The sequence below is a fragment of the Sphingopyxis sp. PAMC25046 genome, assembly GCF_004795895.1.
Lineage (GTDB): Bacteria > Pseudomonadota > Alphaproteobacteria > Sphingomonadales > Sphingomonadaceae > Sphingopyxis.
This window is the reverse complement of the sequence record NZ_CP039250.1, coordinates 2,747,460-2,773,745: the sequence shown is the minus strand read 5'-3', so window position 1 is coordinate 2,773,745 and position 26,286 is coordinate 2,747,460. Positions and strand designations below refer to the sequence as shown.

The following is a 26,286-nucleotide window of genomic DNA, read 5'->3' as shown; positions in this document are numbered from 1 at the left end:
GGAAAAGCGGACGCCGGCTTTTAGAGAAGCAAAAGGGGACCGGATAACAGGGGGATGGATATGCGGGGGCGCTGGCTATATTTGCTGGGTTTGGGGATTGCCGCGGGGGCGGCGCAGGCGCAGGAGAATGATCTGGAGCGCCGCTTCGGGGCGCAGGAAGGGGTCGCGCAAGTGAGCCTGTCGCCCGACGGGCAGCAGATTGCATTCGTGGCGCCGAACAAGGGGCTGGCCAACGACCTCTATGTCGTCCGTATCGAGGATGGATCGGCGCCACAGCGTATCCTGCGAGCGAGCGGCGATCCCGAGACGCTCAGATGGTGCCGGTGGGCCACCGACGCTCGCATCGTCTGCCAGGTCGCGGGGAGGGAGAAGATCGGCGAATTCGTCTACGGCTTCACGACATTGATCGCGGTCGATTCCGCTGGCGGCAACGTCAAGACATTGAGCAAACGGCGCGGCGCCAATTCGATCGGCTTCGACGGGCGCGGCGGGAGCGTGATCGACTGGCAGCCTGGAACCCCTGATAGCCTTCTGATCATGCGCAGCAATGTCCGTGAGGCCAATCTCCACTCGGCATCGCTCCTGAAGAAGGATGAGGAAGGGATGGGCGTCGATTTGGTGGACCTGTCCGGAGACCTCATAAAAATTGCCGAAAGGCCCCAGCGTGATGCGGTCGAATATATCACCGATGGCCAAGGCAACATCAGGATCATGGGGGCTTTGACGGCCGCCGGAAGGACGGGCTACCCGACCGACCGGATACGCTATTTCTTTCGGGACGACAAAGGTGGAGACTGGCAATCGCTGTCGGCGTTCGATCTTGTCCGGCACAATGGATTCGACCCCTTTGCCGTCGATGCCGAAAGCAACCGGGCTATTGGTTTGGCAAAGGTTGACGGTCGCGATGCCGTCGTCGCAGTTCAGCTCGACGGAACGGGCAAGGGGCAGACATTGTTCCGGCACCCTCGGGCCGATGTGGATGGACTGGTTCAGGTTGGTCGCGACCAGCGCGTCATCGGTGCGACCTATGTTACCGATCGTCGGCAAATGAAACTGACCGACCCTCGTCTGTCGGATATGGCCCAGTCGCTTTCCAAGGCTTTGGGGGGACGCAGCGTATATTTCATCGACGCATCGGTCGGCGAGGCGCACTGGCTGTTATGGGCGGGCTCCGACACCGATCCGGGCCGTTACTATCGCTATACGCCGGGATTGAAGCAATTGCGGCCACTGCTTGAGGATCGCCCTGCGCTGGCCGATCTGGCGTTATCGCCCGTCCGGCCAGTTCGTTATCCAGCCGCTGACGGGACCATGCTCTCGGCTCATCTGACACTGCCGCCCGGCCGTGCCGATGCGGTGGGGTTGCCCGCGATCGTCATTCCGCATGGCGGATTGGCCGATCGCGACGAATGGGGGTTCAACTGGCTCGCGCAATATTTTGCCCAGCGCGGATATGCGGTGGTGCAGCCCGATTATCGGGGGCTGACGGGTTATAGTGAGCAATGGTTTCGCGACGGAGGTTTTCAATCCTGGCGCACTGCCATTGGCGACGTCAGCGATGCGGGGCGCTGGATCGTGGGAGAGGGCGCCGATCCAAGTAGGCTGTCCATCGTCGGATGGGGTTATGGCGGCTACGCCGCACTGCAATCGGGCGTCGTGGCGCCATCCTTGTTCCGGTCGATCGTGGCGATAGCGCCCATTACCGACCTTCAGAAGCTGAAAGACGCCAGCACCAAGTTCAGCAATAATTTGGTCATGCAGCAACTCCTCGGTTCGGGGCCCCATCTCCGCGAGGGATCTCCGGCACAAAATGCGGAGCGGATTCAGGCTCCGGTGTTGATGGTCGCCGGCGGGCTCGCTCATGACTCCACAATCGACCAGGTTCGCGCCATGCACGGCGCGCTGTCGACGGCCGGAAAAAAAGTCGAGCTCATCGAATATCCGCGCGTAGCCCAGGACATCGGCGACAGCGACGTTCGCGCCGAAATGTTGCGCCGTATCACGCAGTTCCTGCCGCGCTGACGCGCGCAAAGAAAAAGGGCGGCCAGATCGGCCGCCCTTCTGAATTGGTTCTTGGAAAGCCGATCAGCGCGAATAGAATTCGACGACCAGGTTCGGTTCCATCTTCACCGGATAGGGCACTTCGTCGAGCGTCGGAACGCGGACGAAGGTCGACTTGGTGCCGTCGATCGCCAGATATTCGGGCAGGTCGCGCTCGGGCAGGCTCTGCGCTTCGGCGACCAGCGCCATTTCCTGCGCCTTCTTGCCGAGGGTGACTTCGTCGCCCGGCTTCACGAGGCGGCTCGCGACGTTGCACTTCACGCCGTTCACATAGACGTGGCCGTGGCTGACGAGCTGGCGCGCCGAGAAGATCGTCGGGGTGAACTTCGAACGATACACGACCGCATCGAGGCGGCGCTCGAGCAGGCCGATCAGGTTCTGGCCGGTGTCGCCCTTCATGCGCGACGCTTCGAAATAATTCTTCTTGAACTGCTTTTCGGTGATGTCGCCGTAATAGCCCTTCAGCTTCTGCTTCGCGCGGAGCTGGATGCCGAAGTCCGACATCTTGCCCTTGCGGCGCTGACCATGCTGGCCGGGGCCATATTCGCGGCGGTTGACCGGGCTCTTCGGGCGACCCCAGATGTTTTCGCCCATGCGGCGGTCGAGTTTATACTTGGCGCTCTGGCGCTTCGACATATGTCGTCTCCAATATGCTGTTTGCCGAAGGATTTCGGCGGGTCCCGGGTCGCACCATATGGATGTCTCGACAGGCTCGACACCATATGCGACCGCCGCTTCACCGGGGTGCGGGGTCCATTGCGAAGGCGCGCGGTTAGACGGCGATTGGTGCAAAGTCAAGCTTTACAGCCGCTGCTCGACACAGCGGAAAAAGCCGTTAAAGGCAGCGCGCATGACGTCCGCCAAACTTCCCGAACAATGCGAAACGATGACCGAGGTCCGCGCCGGGGTCGATCAGGTCGACCGCGAACTCGTCGCGCTGCTCGTCCGCCGTTTCGGCTATATGGATGCGGCCGCGCGCATCAAGGCCGACCGCGACGCCGTTCGCGACGAGGCGCGCAAGGCCGAGGTGCTCGACAATGTCACGCGCGAGGCCGGGGCGGCCGGACTGGAGCCCGAGCGGCTGCGTGCGGTATGGAACGAACTGGTCGAACAATCGATCGCTTATGAGGCGATCGAATGGGACCGCCTTCGCACCGGCTGACGCGTCGGCGCTTAGTTGGTCGCGCCGGTTTCGGGCTTGTGGTCGGCGGCGTGCGCCTCTTCCTTCTGCGGAGCGGGCTCGGCGACGATACGGCACACGCGTTTCGGCACGGTGCTGCCGGTAACTTCGACTTTGGTGCAGACCTTTTTTGGCTTTGCCGCCTTGGCCGGAGGGGTGTCGGCTCCGTTGGCCGCGGTCGCGGCCAGAGCCAGGGAAAGTATTACGGAAATCATAAAGCTGTTCGCTCCTTGAAGGACCCGGCCTTCTAAAAGCGCGATGCGCCGTTGTCGAGATCAATACTCAACGCGGTCTTGGAGTTCGGCCAAGCGCGGTAATAATGCCGTGCATCATTCGGACGTCATTATAGGACCAGCCCGTCTTGGTCAGCGCGGTGCGCAGGGTGCGCAGCGTCATTTCGCGTCGTTCGGGCGGGAAGAAATAGCCGCTCTTGTCGAGGTCGCGCTCCAGGTGCTGGATGAATTCTTCGAGCACGCCATGCTCCGCCGGGGGATCGAGCGGCACTTCGGGCGGGCTCGCGAGCGCGACGCCTTTGGACCATTCATAGGCGAGCAGGATCACCGCCTGGGCAAGATTGAGCGAAGCGAATTCGGGGTTGATCGGCACGGTGACGATCTTGTGCGCCAGCGTGACGTCGTCGGTTTCGAGCCCCGACCGTTCGGGGCCGAAGACATAGGCCGAGCGTCCCGCGCCGGCATGAACCTCGCGCGCTGCCGCTTCCGGCGTCAGCACCGGCTTGGTGACGCCGCGCTTGCGCACCGTGGTGGCATAGATGGTCGTGCAATCGGCGACGGCGTCGGCGAGCGTATCGAAGACCTGCGCGCCGGAAAGCACAATGTCGGCGCCCGACGCCGCCGGCCCCGCATCGGGGTTGGGCCAGCCGTCGCGCGGGGCGACGAGGCGCAGTTCGGTCAGCCCGAAATTGAGCATCGCGCGCGCCGCCTTGCCGATATTCTCGCCAAGCTGTGGACGGACGAGGACGATGACGGGGGGCGGGGCGGCCGCGGTCATTTGATCGGCCGCGCCGCCTCGGTGATCGTCGAGGCGAATTCCTCGAAATCCTTGGCTTCGGTGAAGTCGCGATAGACGCTGGCGAAGCGGATATAGGCGACATTGTCGAAGCCCTTCAGCGCCTCCATCACCATCGCGCCGATTTGCTGTGCCTGCACTTCGCTTTCGCCGGAGGTTTCGAGCTGGCGCTGGATGCCCGACACCAGCCGCTCGATGCGCGCGCCGTCGATCGGGCGCTTGCGGCACGCGATCTGGACGCTGCGCATCAATTTCTCGCGGTCGAAGGGCTCGCGCGTCCCGCCCGTCTTGAGCACCGCGACTTCGCGCAGCTGGATGCGCTCGAAGGTGGTGAAGCGCGCGCCGCAATCCTCGCACTGACGGCGGCGGCGGATCGCCGCGCCGTCCTCGGTCGGACGGCTGTCCTTCACCTGGCTGTCTTCATGTCCGCAATAGGGGCAGCGCATAGGCTTAGCGTTTCACCCGCGAATAGAGCGCGATGGCGGCGCCAGCGAACAGGCCGACCGGCCAAGTCACGACCGGCAGCACCGCTCCCGCGATCGCGCCGACGACCCCGCCGGTCAGGACGGGACGCGTCGAGGGATGGTCCATCCCCTGCTTGCCCATTGCCTTGACCTCTTCGATCGAGAGCTCGATCAATGTCGGTTCCTCGGGGTGCTGGCGCGCCATCGATTCTATCCCTGATAGATGGGGAAGCGCTCGCATAGCGCGCGGACGCGGCCGCGAACATCCGCTTCGACATCGGCGTCGCCATGCTCGCCCTTGTCGCGCAGCGCCTCGAGCACGTCGGCGACCATGTCGCCGATTTCCTCAAACTCGGCGATGCCGAAGCCGCGCGTCGTGCCCGCGGGCGATCCGACACGGATACCGCTGGTCTTGACCGGGGGCAGCGGGTCGAAGGGAACGCCATTCTTGTTGCAGGTGATCGCGCTGCGCTCGAGCGCCTCGTCGGCGTCGCGGCCGGTGATGCCGAGCGGGCGGAGGTCGATCAGCGCCAGATGCGTGTCGGTGCCGCCCGCGACGACATCGGCGCCGCGCGCCTTGAGCCGATTAGCGAGCGCTTGCGCATTGGCGATGGTCGCCTTGGCGTAATCCTTGAATTCGGGACGCAGCGCTTCGCCGAAGGCGACCGCCTTGGCGGCGATGACGTGCATCAGCGGGCCGCCCTGCAGCCCGGGGAAGACCGCCGAATTGATGCGCTTGGCGATCGCTTCGTCGTTGGTCAGGATCATGCCGCCGCGCGGGCCGCGCAGCGTCTTGTGCGTCGTGGTGGTGACGACATGCGCATGCTCCATCGGCGACGGATGCGCGCCGCCGGCGACAAGGCCGGCAAAGTGGGCCATGTCGACCATCAGCAGCGCGCCGACATCGTCGGCGATTGCGCGGAAGCGTGCGAAATCGAGCGTGCGCGGATAGGCCGAGCCGCCGGCGATGATCAGCGAGGGGCGATGTTCCTTGGCGAGCGCTTCGACCTGATCGAAATCCACGAGATGGTCGTCGGGGCGCACGCCATATTGCACGGCGTTATACCATTTGCCCGACATGGCGGGTGGCGCGCCGTGCGTCAGGTGGCCGCCGGCGTCGAGGCTCATGCCCATGATCGTCGCGCCGGGCTTGGTCAGCGCGAGCATCACCGCGCCATTCGCCTGCGCGCCCGAGTGTGGCTGGACGTTGACGAAACCGGCGTCGAACAGCTGTTTGGCGCGATCGATCGCGAGGGTTTCGACCTCGTCCGACGGCGCGCAGCCCTGATAATAACGCTTGCCCGGATAGCCTTCGGCATATTTGTTGGTGAAAACCGATCCTTGCGCCTCTAGCACCGCCTTCGAAACGATATTCTCCGACGCGATCAGCTCGATCTGATATTGTTCGCGTTCGAGTTCGTGCTTCATCGCCGCCGCGACCGCGGGGTCGACCGTGCCGACGCCGTCGGTGAAATAGCCGGCCGATTTGATGGGCTTGTCGAGCGTGTCTGTGGTCATCGGCTGGTCTCCAGTTGGGCCAAATTGACGGGAGGATTGGAAAGCTTGTCGACGCGGCGCGCGTGACGGTCGCCGGCGAAATCGGTGGTGAGGAACGCGTCGAGGCACGCCTTTGCCATGTCGATGCCCGTCAGGCGCGCGCCCATCGCGATGACGTTCGCGTCATTATGCTCGCGAGCCAGCTTCGCCGACAGCGGTTCGGACACGAGCGCGCAGCGCGCGGCGGGGTTGCGGTTGACCGAAATCGAGATGCCGATGCCCGATCCGCAGAGCGCGACGCCGCGTTCCGCGCGGCCGTTGGCGATCGCTTCGCCGAGCCGGTAGCCATAATCGGGATAGTCGACGCTTTCGGGGCCGTTCGTGCCGAGATCCTCGACTTCGTGGCCGGCTTCGCGAAGCCAATCGGCGAGAGCGGCTTTCAGCTCCCAGGCGGCGTGGTCAGAGGCTATTGCAATGCGCATGATGCGGCTCCCGCGGGGCGATAGGGAATCGATGAGCGCCCTTTAGGCCAAGCCGCGCGGATTGGCCATAAGCGAGGTGGCAAATTTGTGACGCCGCCGATAAAGCCGCCCCATGTCCGACACGATCATGTCCATCCTGATGCTGACCGGCGTGCTGCTCACCGGCGGCGCCGTTTATGTTTTTCGCAAGGGCGACCGACGCCGCGCGCTGTTGATGCTGATCGCCGCGCTGGTGATGTTCGCGAATATCGCGATCTGGCTGGTGCCGGTGAAATAATAAAGATCCTCCCTGCCGCAGTGGTGGAGGGCAGCGACGTTGCGCCATTTGCCCCTCCGTCAGCGGCTGTGCCGGCTGCCACCTCCCCATGGCTTCGCCACAGGGAGGATCATTTCGTCAGCGGATCGGCGAATCGGGCGCGAGCCGCATATCCAGATAATTATCGAGCGACTTCATCAACTGGTCGAGCTCATGCTCGAAGAAATGGTTGGCGCGCGGGATTTCGTCGTGATGGATCGTGATGCCCTTTTGGGTGCGCAGCTTGTCGACCAGCTTCTGCACCGCGCTCGGCGGCACGATCTCGTCCTGCCCGCCCGCGACGATGATGCCCGACGAGGGGCAGGGCGCGAGGAAGCTGAAGTCGTACATGTTAGCGGGCGGCGCGACCGACAGGAAACCTCGGATTTCGGGGCGGCGCATCAAAAGCTGCATGCCGATCCACGCGCCGAAGCTGAAGCCCGCGACCCACGTCGTCTGCGCCTCGGGATGGATCGACTGCACCCAGTCGAGCGCCGATGCGGCGTCGCTAAGCTCGCCGATGCCGTTGTCGAACGTGCCCTGGCTGCGGCCGACGCCACGGAAGTTGAAGCGCAGCACCGCGAAACCGCGCGCGACGAAGCTCTTGTACATCGCTTGCGTGATGCGGTCGTTCATCGTCCCGCCGCCCTGCGGATGCGGGTGGAGGATCAGCGCGACCGGCGCGCGCGGACGCGGCGGGGGCGAGAAACGGCCTTCGATGCGGCCCTCGGGGCCGGGGAAAATGACGTCGGGCATGGGCGCACCTTCTATATGTCTTGGGCTTGCCAGTGATTCGCCGAGGGGCGGGGTGGCGGAGCGGGATTGGCGCCTATATAGAAAATAGGTCTCAACATGCAACTTTTGCGAATCGTTCGCAACAAGGACTTTCGCGCCGGATGATTTACCTCGACTATCAAGCCACTACGCCGCTCGCTCCCGAGGCGCGCGAGGCGATGCTGCGCTGGCTTGAGGGAGCTGGGGAAGGCGATGGTTACGCGAATCCGTCGAGCACGCACAAGGCCGGCCGCGCCGCCGCCGCCGCGGTCGAGGTCGCGCGCGATCAGGTTGCGGCGCTGCTGCCGAAGGGCGGACGCGTCTTCTTCACCTCGGGCGCGACCGAGGCGCTCAACTGGGCGTTGCTGCGCGGGGCCGAGGCGATGCCGGGCGGGGTCGCGGGGCTCAGCATCGAACATGCGGCGTCGCTGCAGTGCCTTGAGCGGCTGAACGCGACGATCCTGCCGGTCGATGAAAAGGGTCTGGCGCTGCCGCCCGATGACGCACTGATACCCGAAAATGGCATCGTCGCGACGATGCTAGTGAACAACGAGGTCGGGACCGTCCAGCCTGTCGCCGATTTCGCCGTTGCGGCGCACGCGAAGAACAGCTTGCTGCTGTGCGACGCCGTGCAGGGCTATGGCCGCGTCGCGATCCCCGACGGCCCCGACCTGATCGCGCTCTCGGCGCACAAGATTCACGGCCCCAAGGGGATCGGCGCGCTCTGGGTCCGGGACGGCGTCGATCTGCCGCCGCTGATGTTCGGTGGCGCGCAGGAACAGGGGATGCGTTCGGGCACCGTCTCGCCCGCACTCTGCGCCGGCTTCGGCGCTGCTGCGGCGCTCGCGGCCGAACGCTTCGACGCTGACGCGGAGCATGTCGAGCGCCTCTGGTCGCTCGCGCTCGACCTGCTGCCCGAATGGACGATCAACGGCGATGCGAACCGTCGCTATCACGGCAATCTTAACGTCCGGCGCGAGGGCGTGAACGGTCTTCGCCTGATGTCCGATGCCCGCGACATCGCCTTCTCGCTCGGCAGCGCGTGCGGCAGCGGGTCGGGCAAGGTCAGCCACGTCCTTCGCGCAATGGGCGTTAGCGAAGCCGACGCGCGCGCGTCGATCCGGCTCGGCTGGGGGCGCTATACAAGCGAGCAGGAATTGCGCGAGGGTCTCGATGCGATCAAGGCGGCCGCGCGCTTGCAGGGCGTCAACTGATGCGCGTCACATTCGTTCACGCCGACGGCAAGGCGCATACCGAGGCCGAGGCCAATCCCGGCGATATCCTGCTCGACGTCGCGCAGGCGCATCTGATGCCACTCGAAGGGACGTGCGAGGGCCAAATGGCCTGCTCGACCTGCCATGTCATCGTTGCCAAAGAGGATTTCGACCGCCTGCCGCCGGCGGGCGAGATGGAAGAGGATATGCTCGACCTCGCCGCCGGGGTGCGCCGCACCAGCCGCCTGTCGTGCCAGATCGTGCTGACCGACGATCTCGACGGGCTGACCGTCCATATCCCGGCCGAGAGCCGCAATATGCAGGGACCGCGCTGACAGCGGCGCTTGCATTTTCTTGCGCGCACCGCCATATGCGCCGCGGAAGTCGGGCGGACGTGGTCTTCGCCAACCCGGTCAGGTCCGGAAGGAAGCAGCCGCAACGAATTCGCCGCGGGTCGTTCCGGCTTCCACCCATTTCCCCCTTCGACAAGACTGCGGCGCGCCCCTAAGACGGGGGCATGGATGATTCCGCCGACGATGATACCCCGATGCTGGGAATGGATTTGCCCGAGACGGTGCCGCAGGCATCGAGCGGACCCTACCGCGTCCTTGCCCGCAAATATCGTCCGCAAACCTTTGCCGAACTGATCGGGCAGGATGCGATGGTGCGCACGCTCGGCAACGCGATTGCGCGCGACCGGCTGGCGCATGCGTTTCTGATGACCGGCGTGCGCGGGGTTGGCAAGACGTCGACCGCGCGTCTGATTGCCAAGGCTTTGAACTGCATCGGACCCGACGGGCAGGGCGGGCCGACGATCGATCCGTGCGGGGTGTGCGAACCGTGCCGCGCGATCACCGAGGGGCGCCATATCGACGTGATCGAGATGGACGCCGCGTCGAACACCGGCGTCGACGATGTGCGCGAGATCATCGAGGCGGTGCGCTATGCCGCGGTGTCGGCGCGCTACAAGATCTATATCATCGACGAAGTGCATATGTTGTCGCGCAACGCGTTCAACGCGCTCTTGAAAACGCTCGAAGAACCGCCGCCACACGTCAAATTCCTGTTCGCGACCACAGAGGTCAACAAGGTGCCGGTGACGGTGCTCTCGCGCTGCCAGCGTTTCGACCTGCGTCGCATCACCCCCGACATGCTGTTCGCGCATTTCAGCGCGATTTTGCAGAAAGAAGGCGTCGAGGCCGAGGCGCCCGCGATCTGGCTGATCGCCAACGCCGCCGAGGGATCGGTGCGCGACGGCCTGTCGATCCTCGACCAGGCGATCGCGCACGCAGACCTCGATGGCGGCGGCAAGATCAGCGCCGATCAGGTTCGCGTGATGCTGGGGCTTTCCGATCGGACCTCGATCGCGCAGTTGATGGCGACGATCCTCGACGGCGACGCGAGCGGTGCGATCGACCTCGCGCGCGGGCAATATGCGCTGGGAATCGAGCCGGTCGCGATGGTGCGCGGGTTGATGGACCTGACGCATGCGATCACGCTGGCAAAAGTCTCGCGCCACGAGGATCCCGCGCTTGCGGCATCGGACCGCGAACGCATCGGCGAATGGGCGCTAAAGCTCGGTTTTGCGCCGCTCAACCGGCTGTGGCAATTGCTGCTCAAGGGGCATGAAGAGGTGCTGCGCGCCAACAATCCGCTCGAACATCTCGAAATGTTGTTGCTGCGCGTGATCTATGCCGCATCGATGCCCGATCCGGGCGAGCTTGCGAAACTGCTCGAAAAGGGCGGCGTGCCGGCGACGCCGATGGTCGCGCCGACGCCGCCGGTACCGCAGGGCGACACCGCCACAGCACCGCCTGCAGAAACGCCGTCGGCCGAAACGCCGGCCTCGGCGCTGACGATCGCACAAATCCACCAGCTCCTCGAAAGCTCGGGTAATCACCAGCTTGCGCGGCAAGTTTATGACGATCTCAAGCTTGTCGAGCTCGAACCCGGGCTGCTTGTCTATGCGCCGGTGCCCGCACTCGACGGCGATTTCGCGCGGCGGCTTGGCGAAGCGCTGCTGAACCAGACCGGCAGCCGCTGGCAGGTTCGCGCGGGTGAGGGCGAGGCACGGCCGAGCCTTGGTCAGGTACGGCAGGCAAAACTCGACGACAATGACGCGCGAATCCGCGAATTGCCCGTTGTGAAGGCCGCCTTGGCCGCTTTTCCCGACGCAAGGCTTGTCGAGGACGACGACAATCGCCATAGGTTGAACCCATGAAATCGATCGAAGAAATGATGAAGGCGGCGCAGGAAGCCGCCGCCACCGTGCAGGCGCAGATGCAGGAGGCGCAGGCGAAGCTCGACAGCGTCGAGGTCGAAGGCGTTTCGGGCGGCGGACTCGTGAAGATCACCGCTACCGCGAAGGGCCGGATCAAGGCGATACACATTGACGATAGCCTGATCGTTCCCGCCGACAAGCAGATGCTCGAGGATTTGCTCGCCGCCGCGTTCAACGACGCGCGCGAAAAGGCCGACGCCGCGAGCAACGAGGAAATGGGCAAGATGACGAGCGGCCTGCCGCTCCCCCCGGGTTTCAAGCTGCCGTTCTGAGCCGGTCCCTAAATCCCTCTGGGACCGCGGCGTTCAGCGCAGCGACATTGAATGCGTGCGAAGTTACGCCATATTAGCGACGAACCACCTATAAGAAGGGCGGTGCGCCCGGTCGCGGCGCCCGTCCAGGAGCCGTAATGACGCAATCTTATCCCCTCCTTCCGCTGCGTGACATCGTCGTTTTCCCGCACATGATCGTGCCGTTGTTCGTCGGCCGCGACCGCTCGGTCGCCGCGCTCGAAACCGCGATGGAAAGCGACAAGGAAATCTTCCTCGTCGCGCAGCTCGATCCGGGCGAAGACGATCCGCAGCGCGACGATCTTTACGACGTCGGCGTGATCGCGACCGTCCTCCAACTGCTCAAGCTGCCCGACGGCACTGTTCGCGTGCTTGTCGAAGGCAAGGAGCGCGCGAAGCTGCTGTCGCTCGCCGACGAAGACAAGGCGGTGATGGCGAGCGTGAAGCCGATCGGCGACACGGTCGACGACAGCGTCGATACCGCCGCGCTGATGCGTTCGGTCGTCGACCAGTTCGAAAATTACGCCAAGCTCAACAAGAAGATGCCGGCCGAAACCGCGGTACAGCTGTCGCAAATCGAAGACGCCTCGCGCCTCGCCGATTCGGTGGCGGGCAATCTCAACATCAAGGTGTCGGACAAGCAGGCCTTGCTCGTCGAAGATGCGCCGTCGAAGCGGCTCGAAATGGTCTTCGCCTTCATGGAAGGCGAACTCGGCGTGCTGCAGGTCGAAAAGAAGATTCGCGGCCGCGTGAAGCGCCAGATGGAAAAGAGCCAGCGCGAATATTATCTCAACGAGCAGTTGAAGGCGATTCAGCGCGAGCTCGGCAACGACAATGGCGAAGGCGGCGACGACCTCGCCGAGCTGCAGCTCAAGATCGACAGCCTCAAAATGTCGAAGGAGGCCAAGGCCAAGGCGAACGCCGAGCTGAAGAAGCTGCGCGCGATGGCACCGATGTCGGCCGAGGCCACCGTCGTGCGCAACTATCTCGACACGCTGATCGGCCTGCCGTGGGGCAAGAAGTCGAAGCTGAAAAAAGACATCGCCAAGGCGCAGGCCGTCCTCGACGACGACCATTATGCGCTCGAAAAGGTCAAAGACCGGATCGTCGAATATCTGGCGGTGCAGGCGCGCACCAACAAGCTGAAGGGCCCGATCCTGTGCCTCGTCGGCCCTCCGGGCGTCGGCAAGACCTCGCTCGGCCGGTCGATCGCGAAAGCCACGGGCCGCGAGTTTGTGCGCCAGTCGCTGGGCGGCGTGCGTGACGAAGCCGAAATCCGCGGCCACCGCCGCACCTATATCGGCTCGCTGCCGGGCAAGATCGTGACCAACCTCAAAAAGGCCGGCACGATGAACCCGCTGTTCCTGCTCGACGAGATCGACAAGCTGGGCCAGGATTTCCGCGGCGATCCGGCGTCGGCGCTGCTCGAGGTGCTCGACCCCGAACAGAATGGCAAGTTCCAGGACCATTATCTGGAGGTCGATGTCGACCTTAGCGACGTGATGTTCGTCACCACCGCCAACTCGCTCAACCTGCCGCAGCCTTTGCTCGACCGCATGGAGATCATCCGGCTCGAAGGCTATACCGAGGACGAGAAGGTCGAGATCGCCAAGCTCCACCTGATCGCGAAGCAGGTCGAGGCGCACGGCCTGAAGGCCGGCGAGTTCGAGCTGACCGAAGAGGGGCTGCGCGACCTCATCCGCTATTACACCCGCGAGGCCGGCGTTCGTACGCTCGAACGCGAGATCGCGCGGCTGGCGCGCAAGGCGCTGCGCCGCATCCTCGAAGGCAAGGCGACCAGCGTTACCGTGACGCCCGAAAACCTGTCCGAATTCGCGGGTGTGCGCAAATTCCGCCACGGGATGGGCGACCTCGAAGACCAGGTCGGTGCGGTCACCGGGCTGGCGTGGACCGAGGTCGGCGGCGAATTGCTGACGATCGAGGCGGTTACCGCGTCGGGCAAGGGCCAGGTGCGCACCACCGGCAAGCTCGGCGAGGTGATGACCGAGTCGGTGCAGGCGGCGCTGTCGTTCGTAAAGGCGCGCGCCCCGGCCTATGGCATCAAGCCCAGCCTGTTCGCGCGCAAGGATATCCACATCCACCTGCCCGAAGGCGCGGTACCGAAGGATGGTCCGTCGGCGGGCGTCGGCATGGTCACCGCGATGATTTCGACGCTGACCGGGATCGCGGTGCGCCGCGATGTCGCGATGACGGGCGAAGTCACTTTGCGCGGCCGCGTCCTCGCGATCGGCGGGCTTAAGGAAAAGCTGCTCGCCGCGCTTCGCGGCGGCATCAAGACCGTGCTGATCCCCGAGGAAAATGAAAAGGACCTCGTCGAAATCCCGGCGAATATCACCGGCGGGCTGAAGATCATCCCCGTCAGCCACGTCGATCAGGTGCTGGCCGAAGCACTGGTGTCGCCGGTGGTGCCGATCGAATGGACCGAGGCCGACGAACTTGCCGCCTCGCCACCGGTGCCGCCAGGAAGCGACCCCGAATCGGCGATTCGGCACTGAGCCGCCGCCGATCGAGGACGTTTCACCCCGAGTTCGTCGCAAAATCGACGTTTTGGGACGTTTTTCGCCCTTTTTTGCTTTGACAAGACAGGGGCAAACATCGTTAGTGGCGCGCCATGGCTTCGGGCCATGAGAATCATTCAACCATAATGCAGGGGTTCCTTAGGCATGAACAAACAAGACCTGATCGCCGCCGTCGCCGATTCGAGCGGCCTGACCAAGGGTGATGCCAGCAAGGCCGTGGAAGCTGTCTTCGACGCGATCACCGGCTCGCTGAAGAAGGGCGGCGAAGTCCGTCTCGTCGGCTTCGGCACCTTCGCGGTCAGCAAGCGCAAGGCATCGACCGGTCGCAACCCGCGCACCGGCGAAACGATGACCATCGCGGCGTCGAACCAGCCGAAGTTCAAGGCCGGCAAGGCCCTCAAGGACGCCGTCAACTAAGTTGGCCCGCGCCTTTTGGTAAAAAACATCTCGGGTCGTGGCGCAAGCTGCGGCCCGATTTGTATTTGCCCGATGGATTGTGCGTGAAGATCGCGCAAATGGGCGTTGCATTCACCGCGCCAGCGGCTATGGACGTCCGGCTTTCGGACGCCGGACTTCGGTCCGCATCGGGACGGGCGCGTAGCTCAGCGGTAGAGCACACCCTTCACACGGGTGGGGTCACAGGTTCAATCCCTGTCGCGCCCACCATGGTCTTCCGGGCCATGGTGGAACCCGAACCGCGGCTGACCCGTCCATTCATCGCCTATTCAATGCTTTCGCGTTAGACAAACGGCCATGACCCGCACCCTGACCCTTTCGCTGATCTCCGCCCTGCTGCTGTCCGCGGGCGCCCCCGCGCTCGCGCGCGGCGATCGCGACCAGGACAATCTGCGTCAGGCGGCCGCGCAGGGGCAGGTGGTTCCGCTCAACAAGCTGGTCGCCGATATCCGTTCGCGCCCGCCCTACAACGACATGACCTATCTGGGCGGACCGCAGTTCGATGCGGGGCGGATGCTCTACAAGCTGAAGTTCATGGACGGCAGCCAGGTCGTTGTCGTCTATGTCGATGCCCGCACCGGCCGGATCGTCGGCCGCAATCCCTGACAATTCCCGGCGACCGCCCATTTCGTCGCAACGAGATTTTGCGATGGGCGTTCGGACTTGATACACAGTCGAAACATGCGGCCGCCCTGTTCGGCGTCGCAAAGGAAAGGCGCCTGAATGCGGATTTTGATTGTCGAGGACGAACCCACGCTGGGCCCGCAGCTCAAGGCGACGCTCGAGGGGGCGGGCTATGCCGTCGACCTTGCGACCGACGGCGAGGACGGCCATTTCCTCGGCTCGACCGAAACCTATGACGCGGCGATCCTCGACCTTGGGCTTCCCGAAATCGACGGGCTGACTGTGCTCGACCGCTGGCGCCGCGAAAAGCGCAATTTCCCGGTGCTCGTGCTGACCGCGCGCGACAGCTGGTCGGACAAGGTCGCGGGGCTCGATGCCGGCGCCGACGACTATCTGGCCAAGCCCTTCCAGACCGAGGAACTGATTGCACGGCTTCGCGCGCTGATCCGCCGCGCGTCGGGCAATGCGTCGAGCGAACTGATCGCGGGCGACGTCCGCCTCGACACGCGGTCGGGACGCGTTACGCTCGCGGGCGAGCCGGTGAAGCTGACCGCGCAGGAATATAAGCTCTTGTCCTACCTGCTCCATCACAAGGGCAAGGTCGTGTCGCGCACCGAGCTGATCGAGCATATCTACGATCAGGATTTCGACCGTGATTCGAACACGATCGAGGTGTTCGTCACGCGCATCCGAAAAAAATTGGGCGCCGACATCATCACGACGATCCGCGGGCTCGGCTATCAACTCGACGATCCGCAATAAACCATGTCGACGGCCGACGTCGCCCCGGAGGTCGAAACCGACCCGGACGCGGCAATCAAGCCCCTAGCCACGTCGGGCCGCATCACCGGCTCGCTGGCGCGGCGCATGATCGCGATCGCGGCCTTGTGGATTTCGGTGCTGCTGATCGGCGGCGGTTTCGCGCTCGATCAGGTGCTGAAGACCGCGATCACGCGTAATTTCGATTCGGGCCTCGAATATGTGCTGATCGCGATGATCCGCTCGTCGGAGATCGGCCCCGATGGCGAGGTGCGGCTGATCGAGCCGCTCGGCGACCAACGCTTTCTCGAACCGTACAGCGGCCTCTATTGGCAGATCAGCGGCGGCAATCAGGAACCCTATCGTTCGCGCTCGCTGTGGGAGCGCACGTTGAGGGCGCCGACCCCCCATGTCGACAACCAGATCCACACCTATGACAGCAACCAGTTTCCCGACGAGGAACTGCGCGTGCTCGAACGCAACGTCATCCTGCCGGGCAGCAGGACCAATTGGCGATACCAGATCGCGCAATCGCGCGAGGCCCTCGATGCGCAGGTCAGCGCGGTACGGCAGACGCTGATTCCCAGCCTCGTGCTACTCGGGCTCGGTCTCATCATCCTCGCGGCGCTCCAGACCTTCTATGGCCTGTGGCCACTGCGCCACATCCGGCGCGCGATCGCCGCGATGCGCGGCGGGCAGAATCGCCGCGTCACCGCGCCGCTGCCGCTCGAGGTGCAGCCGATGGTCGACGAACTCAACGCACTGCTCGCGCATAACGAGAAACAGGCCGAAGAAGCGCGACTTCACGCCGGAAACCTGGCCCACGCGCTGAAAACCCCGCTCACCGTGCTCGTCAACAGCGCGACGAGTTCGGATACCGAACTCGCCGAGACGGTGCGGCGCGAGGCGGCGACGATGCAGCGGCAGGTCGACCATCACCTTGCTCGCGCCCGCGCGGTCGGGCGACGCGGGGCAGCGCAGGCCCGCGCAGTCGTGTGGGACAGCGTCGGCAGCGTATCGCGCGCGGTCGCGGCGCTCTATCCCGATGTGCGGCTCGATGCCGCGGGCGACAAGGGCGTCATCGCGCGCGTCGAGCGGCAGGATCTCGACGAACTCATCGGCAACCTGCTCGAAAATGCCGCCAAATATGGCGGTGGCAGCATCTTCGTGACGATCGGGCGCGACGACAATATGGCCGAGATATTGATCGAGGACGACGGCGCGGGCATCTCGCCCGCCGACCGTTCGCGCATCTTCGACCGCGGCGTGCGGCTCGACAGCGGCAAGCCCGGGACGGGACTGGGCCTCGCGATCGTACGCGACGTGGCGGAGATTTACGGCGGCAATATCACGCTGGAGGAGAGCGAGGATCTGGGCGGGTTGCTGGTGCGGCTAAGACTACCGGCGGGGTAGGGTCAGGTCGTTGTCGGGGTGGTGAGGGGACACTCAAGCATTCGTCATTCCCGCGCCCCCGATCGTCCCGCCAATCGGTATCGTCGCTGCGAACCTTGCCGATAATAACGTCGATTTAATATACTCTTAGGGGGGAAGGAAATAGCATAGGGCATGTTCTGGGGCGACATGAAGCGATACTTTGATGCGCGGGCTTACGTCAAAGAGGTATTGCTGGCGCTTTGTTTTCTTTCGGCATTGCCTGCTATCGTCAATCGCTCTGCCGATCTTGTAGGCCCCGTCCCGCACGCGGGCTATGTGCTTCTCCTGGCCATATTGTGGGGCGGGCTCCTCGGCGCCGCCTACACTCCGCCGGCAATTTTGCGCTGGACCATTGCGTTCCTGCTAGCCGGGGCGGCCTATTACACGATCGTGTTCGAGCGCGTAACGACCGAATTCATGACCTACGACGCCTTCATCAACATGATGAATTCCGCGGCGTTCATCGGCGATGCCCTGGCGCAGAATCGGACGGCGTTTGTCGAAGCGGCGCCCCCCGCGCTGCTCCTGCTGGCGGCCATCGGAATAGCCCCGCGGCGGCACCTTCCGCTACCCCGATGGCTGGTCGCCGCGACGCCTTGGCTGGCTACATGCGCGCTGACGGGCCTGCTTTTCCTTCGCGGCGGCGACGGTGCGCGCGGACAGCCGCCGAGCTTCGCGCCGATCGCTTACCTGACGCTTGCCGGATATGAAAAAGCGACAGGTAACATTGGCGAGCGCCAGTCTGTTCGGCTTCGGCAGGCCCGCCGGCCGCTCAGCCGGAATATCATCCTCATCGTCGACGAAAGCGTCGCCGGCCAATATCTGGACATCAATTCGCCGGCCGGCGTCCCCACGCCACTCTCGAGCACCTGGCCATTCGCCCGCATTTACAACTATGGTCTCGCCGCGTCGGTCACCAATTGCAGCGTCGGCAGCAATGTCACCCTTCGCTACGGCGGCACGCGCAATGACTATCAGCGGATCAACGGCACGCAGCCCTCGATCTGGGCCTATGCCCGCCAAGCCGGACTGCGCACCGTCTATATCGACAGCCAGCGAACCGGCGGCGCGCTGCAAAACATGATGAGCGGTGAAGAGCGCGCGCTGATCGACCACTTCGTCCAATTCGACAATGTGCCCGTGGAACAGCGCGACCGGGCGGCGGCGAGCGAAATCATCCGCGAACTAGCCGATCATCGCCCGAAATTCATTCTCGTGAACAAGGTCGGTGCCCATTTCCCGGTTCATGACAAGTTTCCGGACGCTTACCTGCGCTATGATCCGGTTCTGCCACGCGGGCGATACCGGGATATTTCCGATACCGGCAGCCGCGCGGGCTTCGCCGGCGGAGCGGAGGACTGGGTCCGTTACCGCAATTCCTATCGCAATACGTTGCTGTGGAATGTAGGGGCGTTCTTCGAAACGCTTCGCGACGAGGCCGATTTCTCGCAGACGACGATGATCTACACGTCCGACCATGGCCAGAATCTGCATGAGCGGGGCAATCCCGGACTTTCCACCCATTGCAGCGTCGATCCCGTCCAGGAAGAAGGCGTCGTTCCGCTGGCGGTGATCGACGGCAACCGGGGTTCAGGCGTGGATTGGCACCGGGATGTCGCGCATAACCGTCACCGGTCGAGCCACTATATGATTTTCCCGACCCTTCTGGAACTGATGGGTTATGATCCGGGCGCCGTTGAAAAGCGCTATGGGCGGGCGCTGAACGAAGCTTCGCACGATCCTGTGAGCTTCAACAAGTTGTTCAACGCGCGGCTCAATCGCAAGCCGGAGTGGGTCGCGATCGATCCGGCAAGCGTCGTTCAGCCGCCAAGCGCCGACATTCGCGACAATCCTGATCGCGGTCTGCGGTAAGGTCGGCATGGGCGACGCACGGCCGACTGTTCGGCAGGAATTGGCTCGACATTCGGCTCAAAATTAACCTTATCTTGAATCGCCGCGATTAGTGGCAAACCGCTGACAGACCGAAAGATTGTCCATGACAGTGCGCCTGCTTCTTCTGATCCTTGCAAGCGTCAGCCTTTCGGCACTTGCGCAGCTAGCCCTCAAGATCGGGACCACGGCAGCCGCCGGCGGCCGATCGACGGGCATCGGCGGAGAGATTGGTGGCCTCGCACAATCCCCGATGATCCTTCTGGGCCTCGGTCTATACGGCATCGGAGCGCTGCTCTGGCTCTTCGTCCTCGGCCGCGCACCGCTGTCGCTGGCCTATCCCTTCGTCGGGATCGGCTTCATCCTGACGATGCTTGCGGGCGCCTTCTGGCTGAACGAAAGCATCAGCGTCGCCCGCGTTGCGGGAACCCTGCTGATCGCCATCGGCTGCGTGTTGGTCGCGCGCTCGGCGTAAATCCCGTGACTTCCTCACCCCCAAGTTTTCGGCCCGCGACACTGGAGCTGTCGCCGCGAGCCTGCGTGACCCTGCTCGCCGCGATCATCCTTGTCGCCGTGGCGCTGAGAGCGGCGGGCGCGTGGGTCCTGAAGCATCCGCTCGATAGCGATCCGCTCGCCTATTTCACGATGGCTCAAGGCCTCGCCGAACGCGGCGAACTCGCCGATATGTACGGCCAAAAGGCTTTCTACAGCGCCGGCTACCCCTTGCTGCTGGCTCCCTTTTTCAAGGCTTTGGGCAGTTCGGTCGGCGCGGCGATAGCGGTCAATCTGCTTTTGTGCGCGGTCAGCATCGGGTTGATCTACCGGCTCACGATCGCGCTGTCCGGACATCGCGGCGCGGGACTGATTGCCGCCGCCATCTATGCTTTGTGGTTTCCGGGCATCTGGAACGCGACGATGCTGGCAAAGGAAAATCTCTCGACCCCGTTGCTGCTTGGCATCGCCCTGTGCGCGGTCGGGATCGCGCGCGGCGAACGCCCGAGGGGCACTGCGCTGGTCGCCGGGCTGTTGTGGGGGGCGGCGTTGGTCACGGGCGGTTCGGCACTGCTGCTCTGCTTCGGCGTCGCCGCCGCGCTGCTGATCCTCTGGCGCGCGCGGGGCAGCTTTGCGCCGGCCTTTTTCTCGGGGCTGTGCTTCATCGTCGGCGCGGCGGTGATGCTCGCGCCGTGGCTCTACGCGACCGACCAGATGGTCGGCCGCCCGGTCCTCACCACCAACGCCGCGTTCAACCTGTATCTCGGCAACAACCCCGCTGCGACCGGCAAGTTCGTGAGCATCGCCGACACACCGCTGGCAAGGGATTGGGACGCAATGCGCTTGCGCCTTGGCGAGGTCGACAATGCCGACCGCCTGCAAGCCGAAGCGCTCGACTGGATCGAAGCGAACCCCGGCCGGGCGGCGGAACTGGCCGTGCTCAAACTCGTCTATTTCTGGCAACCCAATCTTCCCGATGCGAACGACTTCGCGGCGTCGAAGGCCATCGCCTCGATGCGGCTCTTCGAGGTTGCGCAATATGGGCTGATCCTGCTGATCGGGCTGCTCGCCTTTCGTTCGCGGCAGGTCGCAAGCGACGGCAAATGGATTTTTGCCGCAATGATCGCCGGCTTCTGGCTGATTCACGCCGCCGCCTATATCATCACCCGCTACCGCGATCCGGCGATTCCGCTGCTGATCGTCATGGCAGCCATACCGGTCGCGGCCTGGATCGAGCGGTTCGCGGCGCAAAGGGCCCTGCGCAATGCTGGATGAACAACCCGACCCCGCTCCCGATAGCGTCAACGAGGCCGTGCCGCTGTTCGTCGACGTCGACGGGACGCTGACGCGCGCGGATATCTCGCTTGAAAGCTTCGTGCGGATCGGGCGATCGGGCATGGCCGCGCTGATCGCGGTGCTGGCGTGGCTGGTCGCGGGCCGCGCCGTCGCCAAGACGATGGCCGCGCGGCGCGACCGCATCGATGCCGCGCGACTGCCTTACCGGCAGGAGGTGCTACATCTCATCGAACAGGCCAAAGCCGAAGGCCGCCCGGTGATCCTCGCGAGCGCCAGCCATTGGCGGCACATCCGTCGCATTGCCGATCATCTGGCGCTTGCGGACCCGGTCATCGCAACGCGTGGTCGCTCCAATCTGAAAGGCGCCGCCAAGCTGGCCGCAATCCGTGCACGCATCGGTCCCGATACGCCGTTCGACTATGTCGGCGACAGCCGCGCCGACGGCTGCCTGTGGCGCGAAGCGCGGCGTGGCTGGTCGGTCGGCCACGTTCCGCCGCGATCGGGGGTCGAACGTCTAGGCGACCCGCGCCCCGGCGCTGCCCGGGCCATTGTCAAAGCCATGCGGCCCCACCAATGGGCCAAGAACGCACTGGTGATCGTTCCCGCGCTGACGTCGGGCGAATTCACGAAACCCGCGGTATTGCTCACGGCGGTGGCCGCCGCTTTGCTCATGTCGCTGATCGCCTCGTCGATCTATTTGTTGAACGACCTGCTCGATATCGACTCCGATCGCGCGCATCGTACCAAATGGAAACGGCCGCTCGCCTATGGCGATCTCCCGATCCCCGCCGCGCTCGGCTTGTCGATGCTTCTCGCGGCCGTCGGTCTTGCCGGGGGATGGCTGTTGGGTGGCCCGGAACTGACCTTCTGGCTCTTGGCCTATATGGCCATCACGACCGCCTATTCGTTTCGGCTGAAGGCGGTGATGGTCGGCGACGCGATCGTCCTCGCCTCGCTCTACACGATCCGTATCTGGATCGGCGCGATCGCGATCGGGGTGGCACTCAGCTTCTGGCTGTTGCTCTTCTCGGTATTCCTGTTCCTGAGCCTCGCCTATCTGAAACGCTATGTCGAGATGCGCGACGCGATCGAACCCGGGCGCCTGCTGAGCGGGCGCGGTTATGTCGGCGGTGATCTGGACGTAGTGATGATGTCCGGAATCTCGGCCGGAATGGTTGCGATCCTCGTGCTCGCTCTGTTCGCGCATGACCCGGAAACGGCCGAACATTATGCGCTGCCTGAAATGCTCTGGCTGCTCTGCCTGCCGCTGATCTACTGGCTGAACCGCATCTGGATGATGGCGCGGCGCGGCGAGGTGGAGGGCGACCCGGTGGCCTTCGCGATAAAGGACAGGCGAAGCCTCTTCGTCGGCGTCGTTATGGCGTGCGTTTTCCTTGGCGCCCTCTACGGACCGGCCGCCGTCCATCTGATCGCCGATTGAGGGCGCAGAATCGAGCCGAGGCTCAAGGGCCTCTCGACGCCTGTTTGATCAACAGCGTATCGATCCCGCGGCTGTAAGCTATCGCATAGCCCCGCAAGCGGGGAACGCTCCCGGCATGGAGTCCCGCGATCCACAATGCGTTGAAATCCGCTTGTGCCATGCTTCTCATTCGCTCGCCGAGGACAAGCCGGTCCGGCGCGTCTTCGGGGCAGCGGACCGGAATGTCCTGCGAACCGTCGAACCAGCCAGCGCGATCCGACGATTGCCGGATTTTCATCAGGTCTGACCCGGGGACCTGGAACAGCGTATTGCTGAAAGCGTCGCGCCGCGTGATCGCATAGGCGCCGAGCTTGCGGTTCGGGGTCAATGTCCAGTTGTCGCACGCCGCTTCTGCCGACAGGAATCCAAGCCGGCTCCCTCGTGGCACGTCATCGAGCAGAGCCAGCCTCTTTTGCAGCGCGCGATCGCCCTGCCACCAATGCACCGATGTCCACCCCACGCGCAATACGAACAGGCTCGCGCCCAGCATGATCAGCAGCCGCTCGCGTTCGGGTCTTTCGGCGGGACGGATCGCCATGATCGTGACCATCATCGCCACGGGTGCCAGGCGCAGGTCCGCACCCCAGCTTCCCAAAACCGTCGTCGGCAGCAAGAGCGTGGCGAACAGCAGCAATCCGCCGCCCGCGGCGAGACGAGGCTCCAGCCGGCGTCCACCCGCCCAGAGGAGTGCAAGGGTCGCGCCGAGGCAGATGCTCGCCGTGATCGCGAGGTCGAACGGCATCGACAGGCCTTTGAGCGCCGTGACGAAATTCATCGCCTTCGCCTGCAGGAGGTGAGGGGCATACCAGAACAAGCGGCCGCCGCCTTCGGCGCGCCAGACCAGGAGCGGAACGATCGGCAAAATCAACGGCGCGCCGCGCAAGGCGCGATGCACCAGATCGCGCCAGCTTCGCACCGTCGCGAGCTCTGCGCCAGCGACCAGGAGGAGCAGGATCGCCCACCCCATGATATGGGCGGTCCACACCGCGAGCGCCCCGAGACCGAAGGCAAGCGAGGCATACAGGCTCATCCGCCGGTTGGCATACCACGCCGCCGCGACAAGCAGCGCCAGCGCCACCGACAGGCAATAATTGAGGAAACCGAACAAAAAGGGCTGCGCGAAAGCGAATGGCAGCGCGAGCATCGCGCCCCCCGTCACACGGCCGTGCGCGGAACGGGACAAGAAGAGGATGCCGGCAACGGTTAGCGGCGCGATCATCGCGCTCACAAGGCGTGTAGCGGGCTCCACCCCAAGCCAGGACGAAAGCGCCAGGACGGGAAGGTCGACGCCAAGATTGCCGACCCAGCGCCAGTCGACGATAAAATAACGGTCGAGTGCCGTTCCCTGTCCGATCGCCGCGAAGATATGGTGACGCGCAAGATGATTGGGATAATCCGATGCTCCGGGCACGGTAACGACCAACATCGGCACGGCGGCGAGAAGGATGAGCAGCGCCGCGCACGAGAGCGGGACCACCTTTTTGCCGATCATCATCCCGCGGCATTCCTTCCGGCAAAGCCCCTATTTCGTGTGTGGCAATTTGTCATGCTGCCGAAAAGCGATTCCTGCCGACGACATGATGAACGTCCATCCGAGAAATTGAAGAGACTGACGGCGTCGAGTTCCCGCCTTTACCAGCCTCACGCCGCTGTTACTTCCAGCCCGCGCTGGACGCCGGGCCGTGCGAGCCCCGCATCGAGCCAGCGCTGGACCTGCGCAAAGCGATCGAAACCGACGATTTCGCGGGCCTCGTAAAAACCGATCAGGTTGCGAACCCAGCCGAGCAGCGAAATATCCGCGATGCTATATTCGTTGCCCATGATCCACGCGCGGCCAGCGAGACGGCCGTCGAGCACGCCGAGGAGCCGCGCGGATTCGGTCGCGTAGCGGTCGCGCGGGCGCTTGTCCTCATATTCGCGCCCGGCGAATTTGTGAAAGAAACCGAGCTGGCCGAACATCGGGCCGACGCCGCCCATTTGCCACATCACCCACTGGATCGTTTCGTAACGCGCCGCCGGATCGGCCGAGAGGAACCGCCCGCTCTTGTCGGCGAGATAGATCAGGATCGCGCCCGATTCAAACAGCGCGAGCGGCTTGCCGCCGGGGCCCTGTGGGTCGTAGATCGCCGGGATCTTGCCGTTAGGGTTGAGCGCGAGGAACGCCGGGTCATGGCTTTCGTTCGCCATGATGTCGATCCGGTGCGGCTCGTAGGGAAGGCCAGTTTCCTCGAGCATGATACCCGCCTTCACTCCGTTCGGCGTCGGCGCGGAAAAAAGCTGGATGCGGTCGGGATGCGCGGCCGGCCAGCGGGCGAAAATCGGGTGGTCGAGGCTCATGCGTCCTGTTCCCGTTTCGCCTGCTGATGGTGGCGGATCACCTCGTCGATGATGAAGCGCAGGAATTTCTCGGTGAAATCGGGGTCGAGGTCGGCGTCGCGGGCGAGCGTACGCAGCCGTTCGATCTGCCGCTCCTCGCGGCCGGGATCGGCGGGGGGCAGGCCTTCGCGCGCCTTGAGTTCGCCGACCGCCTTGGTCACCTTGAACCGTTCGGCGAGCATATAGACGAGCGCCGCGTCGATATTGTCGATGCTCTGGCGGTAACGGCTCAGCTGGTCGTCCATGGGTGCGCGGCTCCTCTTATGTCCGGCACGCTTGGCACCGGCGGGGGGTTGCTGGCAAGCCGAAAGTCGTTGCAAAATCGTGACCGCGCGGCCAAGGGTCGCCGCGTCATGACTGCCGAAATCCATCAGCTGCACGGCGACCGTCCGCCCTCGCTCGACCCGATGATGGCGCTCGTCGCCGCCGACATGAACGAGGTGAATTCGGTCATTCTCGATCGGATGCAGTCCGAAGTCCCGCTGATTCCCGAACTCGCGGGGCACCTGATCGCGGGCGGGGGCAAACGGATGCGGCCGATGCTGACGCTCGCCTGCGGCAAGCTGCTCGATTATCCGGGGCGGCGGCATTGCAAATTGGCGGCGGCGGTCGAATTCATCCACACCGCGACGCTGCTGCACGACGACGTCGTCGACAAGTCGGACCTGCGTCGCGGCCGCAAGACCGCGAACATGATCTGGGGCAACAGCGCGTCGGTGCTCGTCGGCGACTTCCTGTTCAGCCGCGCGTTCGAAGTGATGGTCGAGGATGGGTCGCTGAAGGTTCTCAAGATCCTCAGCCGCGCTTCGGCGGTGATCGCCGAGGGCGAGGTCAACCAGCTCTCCGCCCAGCGCCGGATCGAGACGAGCGAGGACCAGTATCTCGCGATCATCAACGCGAAGACCGCCGAACTGTTCGCCGCGGCGTGCAAGATCGCCGCGGTCGTCGCTGAACGTGACGAGGCGACCGAGGCGGCGCTCGACGCCTATGGCCGCAACCTCGGCATCGCCTTCCAGCTTGTCGACGACGCGATCGATTATGTTTCGGATGCCGAAACGATGGGCAAGGGCGTCGGCGACGATTTCCGCGACGGCAAGGTCACGCTGCCCGTCATCCTCGCCCATGCGCGCGGGTCGTCCGACGAGCGCGAATTCTGGAAACAGGCGATCGTCGGCCACCGCACATCGGACGAGGATCTGGCCTATGCCACCTCCTTGCTGCACAAGCATGATACGATCGCCGATACGCTGGCGCGGGCGCGTCACTACGGCCAGCGCGCGGTCGATGCGATCGGCGGTTTCCGCGCCAGCCAGGCGAAATCGGCGTTGACCGAGGCGGTCGCCTTCGCGGTCGCGCGCGCTTACTGAGCTTT

Annotated in this window: 28 protein-coding genes, 1 tRNA gene and 1 other RNA gene; 19 read left to right on the top strand and 11 right to left on the bottom strand. The window is 64.3% G+C overall.

Annotated features, from left to right (window positions below; all coding sequences use genetic code 11):
• The first annotated feature begins 60 nt into the window (after positions 1 to 60).
• On the top strand, positions 61 to 2,022 hold the full coding sequence (locus E5675_RS13075; protein ID WP_168707856.1) for an alpha/beta fold hydrolase: 1,962 nt from the start codon (positions 61 to 63) through the stop codon (positions 2,020 to 2,022).
• Between the two features lie 63 nt (positions 2,023 to 2,085).
• On the opposite strand, the gene rpsD is transcribed toward E5675_RS13075, so the two are convergent.
• On the bottom strand, positions 2,086 to 2,697 hold the full coding sequence (gene rpsD, locus E5675_RS13070; protein WP_136174897.1) for a 30S ribosomal protein S4: 612 nt from the start codon (positions 2,695 to 2,697) through the stop codon (positions 2,086 to 2,088).
• 214 nt (positions 2,698 to 2,911) lie between these two features.
• On the opposite strand from rpsD, the gene E5675_RS13065 reads away from it, so the two are divergent.
• Positions 2,912 to 3,223, top strand: coding sequence for a chorismate mutase (locus E5675_RS13065; protein ID WP_136174896.1), 312 nt, complete (start codon positions 2,912 to 2,914; stop codon positions 3,221 to 3,223).
• Positions 3,224 to 3,234: 11 nt separating this feature from the next.
• Here the strand turns inward: E5675_RS13065 and E5675_RS13060 are convergent, their stop codons facing one another.
• From E5675_RS13060 to rpiB, 6 genes are all read right to left on the bottom strand, one after another.
• A complete protein-coding gene (locus tag E5675_RS13060) occupies positions 3,235 to 3,456 on the bottom strand; it encodes a hypothetical protein (RefSeq protein WP_136174895.1) in 222 nt (73 codons plus the stop codon).
• 67 nt (positions 3,457 to 3,523) lie between these two features.
• Positions 3,524 to 4,252 (bottom strand): RNA methyltransferase, encoded by a 729-nt coding sequence (locus E5675_RS13055; RefSeq protein ID WP_136174894.1) that lies wholly within the window; start codon positions 4,250 to 4,252, stop codon positions 3,524 to 3,526.
• Positions 4,249 to 4,716 carry a transcriptional regulator NrdR gene (gene nrdR / locus E5675_RS13050; RefSeq protein WP_037557889.1) on the bottom strand — a complete coding sequence of 156 codons (468 nt, stop codon included), beginning with the start codon at positions 4,714 to 4,716 and terminating at the stop codon, positions 4,249 to 4,251. Before nrdR ends, E5675_RS13055 begins: the two co-directional genes overlap by 4 nt.
• Before the next feature lie 4 nt (positions 4,717 to 4,720).
• A complete protein-coding gene (locus tag E5675_RS13045; RefSeq protein WP_136174893.1) occupies positions 4,721 to 4,939 on the bottom strand; it encodes a hypothetical protein in 219 nt (72 codons plus the stop codon).
• 5 nt (positions 4,940 to 4,944) lie between these two features.
• Positions 4,945 to 6,252, bottom strand: a complete 1,308-nt coding sequence (glyA, locus tag E5675_RS13040; RefSeq protein ID WP_136174892.1) for a serine hydroxymethyltransferase — start codon at positions 6,250 to 6,252, stop codon at positions 4,945 to 4,947.
• Complete coding sequence (rpiB, locus tag E5675_RS13035) at positions 6,249 to 6,713, bottom strand: ribose 5-phosphate isomerase B (protein WP_136174891.1); 465 nt, start codon at positions 6,711 to 6,713, stop codon at positions 6,249 to 6,251. Before rpiB ends, glyA begins: the two co-directional genes overlap by 4 nt.
• 112 nt (positions 6,714 to 6,825) lie before the next feature.
• Here rpiB and E5675_RS21500 point away from each other — a divergent pair, with 112 nt between their 5' ends.
• On the top strand, positions 6,826 to 6,990 hold the full coding sequence (locus E5675_RS21500; protein ID WP_168707855.1) for a hypothetical protein: 165 nt from the start codon (positions 6,826 to 6,828) through the stop codon (positions 6,988 to 6,990).
• A gap of 117 nt (positions 6,991 to 7,107) precedes the next feature.
• Here E5675_RS21500 and E5675_RS13030 read toward each other — a convergent pair whose 3' ends face one another.
• Positions 7,108 to 7,764 carry an alpha/beta hydrolase gene (locus E5675_RS13030; protein WP_011541103.1) on the bottom strand — a complete coding sequence of 219 codons (657 nt, stop codon included), beginning with the start codon at positions 7,762 to 7,764 and terminating at the stop codon, positions 7,108 to 7,110.
• Positions 7,765 to 7,904: 140 nt separating this feature from the next.
• Between E5675_RS13030 and E5675_RS13025 the strand changes: the two genes are divergently transcribed.
• From E5675_RS13025 to E5675_RS12955, 15 genes are all read left to right on the top strand, one after another.
• On the top strand, positions 7,905 to 8,996 hold the full coding sequence (locus tag E5675_RS13025; protein WP_136174890.1) for an aminotransferase class V-fold PLP-dependent enzyme: 1,092 nt from the start codon (positions 7,905 to 7,907) through the stop codon (positions 8,994 to 8,996).
• Positions 8,993 to 9,331, top strand: a complete 339-nt coding sequence (locus tag E5675_RS13020) for a 2Fe-2S iron-sulfur cluster-binding protein (RefSeq protein ID WP_136174889.1) — start codon at positions 8,993 to 8,995, stop codon at positions 9,329 to 9,331. The genes E5675_RS13025 and E5675_RS13020 overlap by 4 nt, the downstream gene beginning before the upstream one ends.
• 41 nt (positions 9,332 to 9,372) lie before the next feature.
• Positions 9,373 to 9,470, top strand: an RNA gene (gene ffs / locus E5675_RS13015) — signal recognition particle sRNA small type.
• An 82-nt stretch (positions 9,471 to 9,552) separates the two neighbouring features.
• Positions 9,553 to 11,217, top strand: a complete 1,665-nt coding sequence (locus E5675_RS13010; RefSeq protein WP_247594885.1) for a DNA polymerase III subunit gamma/tau — start codon at positions 9,553 to 9,555, stop codon at positions 11,215 to 11,217.
• Entirely contained in the window at positions 11,214 to 11,549 is a 336-nt protein-coding gene (locus E5675_RS13005; protein WP_058803723.1) for a YbaB/EbfC family nucleoid-associated protein, read from the top strand. The genes E5675_RS13010 and E5675_RS13005 overlap by 4 nt, the downstream gene beginning before the upstream one ends.
• Positions 11,550 to 11,686: 137 nt before the next feature.
• Positions 11,687 to 14,083: an endopeptidase La gene (lon, locus tag E5675_RS13000; protein WP_136174887.1), complete on the top strand. Its 2,397-nt coding sequence runs from the start codon at positions 11,687 to 11,689 to the stop codon at positions 14,081 to 14,083.
• Between the two features lie 168 nt (positions 14,084 to 14,251).
• On the top strand, positions 14,252 to 14,524 hold the full coding sequence (locus tag E5675_RS12995; protein ID WP_037510426.1) for an HU family DNA-binding protein: 273 nt from the start codon (positions 14,252 to 14,254) through the stop codon (positions 14,522 to 14,524).
• 174 nt (positions 14,525 to 14,698) lie between these two features.
• Positions 14,699 to 14,773 (top strand) — tRNA-Val (locus E5675_RS12990).
• Positions 14,774 to 14,860: 87 nt separating this feature from the next.
• Positions 14,861 to 15,169, top strand: a complete 309-nt coding sequence (locus E5675_RS12985) for a hypothetical protein (RefSeq protein ID WP_136174886.1) — start codon at positions 14,861 to 14,863, stop codon at positions 15,167 to 15,169.
• A 117-nt stretch (positions 15,170 to 15,286) separates the two neighbouring features.
• Positions 15,287 to 15,949, top strand: coding sequence for a response regulator transcription factor (locus tag E5675_RS12980; protein WP_037557905.1), 663 nt, complete (start codon positions 15,287 to 15,289; stop codon positions 15,947 to 15,949).
• Between the two features lie 105 nt (positions 15,950 to 16,054).
• The gene (locus E5675_RS12975; RefSeq protein ID WP_136176470.1) at positions 16,055 to 17,359 is read left to right on the top strand and encodes a HAMP domain-containing sensor histidine kinase; all 1,305 of its coding nucleotides are present in this window, start codon (positions 16,055 to 16,057) and stop codon (positions 17,357 to 17,359) included.
• 297 nt (positions 17,360 to 17,656) lie between these two features.
• Positions 17,657 to 19,252 (top strand): sulfatase-like hydrolase/transferase, encoded by a 1,596-nt coding sequence (locus E5675_RS12970; RefSeq protein ID WP_210727524.1) that lies wholly within the window; start codon positions 17,657 to 17,659, stop codon positions 19,250 to 19,252.
• A gap of 124 nt (positions 19,253 to 19,376) precedes the next feature.
• The gene (locus E5675_RS12965; protein ID WP_136174885.1) at positions 19,377 to 19,745 is read left to right on the top strand and encodes a small multi-drug resistant family protein; all 369 of its coding nucleotides are present in this window, start codon (positions 19,377 to 19,379) and stop codon (positions 19,743 to 19,745) included.
• Between the two features lie 65 nt (positions 19,746 to 19,810).
• Entirely contained in the window at positions 19,811 to 21,037 is a 1,227-nt protein-coding gene (locus tag E5675_RS12960) for a hypothetical protein (protein WP_136174884.1), read from the top strand.
• Positions 21,027 to 22,499, top strand: a complete 1,473-nt coding sequence (locus tag E5675_RS12955) for a UbiA family prenyltransferase (RefSeq protein ID WP_136174883.1) — start codon at positions 21,027 to 21,029, stop codon at positions 22,497 to 22,499. The genes E5675_RS12960 and E5675_RS12955 overlap by 11 nt, the downstream gene beginning before the upstream one ends.
• Before the next feature lie 22 nt (positions 22,500 to 22,521).
• Here E5675_RS12955 and E5675_RS12950 read toward each other — a convergent pair whose 3' ends face one another.
• The 3 genes from E5675_RS12950 to E5675_RS12940 form a co-directional block, all read right to left on the bottom strand.
• Positions 22,522 to 24,033 (bottom strand): hypothetical protein, encoded by a 1,512-nt coding sequence (locus tag E5675_RS12950; RefSeq protein WP_136174882.1) that lies wholly within the window; start codon positions 24,031 to 24,033, stop codon positions 22,522 to 22,524.
• A gap of 146 nt (positions 24,034 to 24,179) precedes the next feature.
• Positions 24,180 to 24,875 carry a glutathione S-transferase N-terminal domain-containing protein gene (locus E5675_RS12945; protein ID WP_136174881.1) on the bottom strand — a complete coding sequence of 232 codons (696 nt, stop codon included), beginning with the start codon at positions 24,873 to 24,875 and terminating at the stop codon, positions 24,180 to 24,182.
• The gene (locus E5675_RS12940; RefSeq protein WP_136174880.1) at positions 24,872 to 25,159 is read right to left on the bottom strand and encodes a chorismate mutase; all 288 of its coding nucleotides are present in this window, start codon (positions 25,157 to 25,159) and stop codon (positions 24,872 to 24,874) included. Before E5675_RS12940 ends, E5675_RS12945 begins: the two co-directional genes overlap by 4 nt.
• 108 nt (positions 25,160 to 25,267) lie before the next feature.
• Here E5675_RS12940 and E5675_RS12935 point away from each other — a divergent pair, with 108 nt between their 5' ends.
• The gene (locus E5675_RS12935) at positions 25,268 to 26,281 is read left to right on the top strand and encodes a polyprenyl synthetase family protein (protein WP_136174879.1); all 1,014 of its coding nucleotides are present in this window, start codon (positions 25,268 to 25,270) and stop codon (positions 26,279 to 26,281) included.
• Positions 26,282 to 26,286 lie beyond the last annotated feature (5 nt).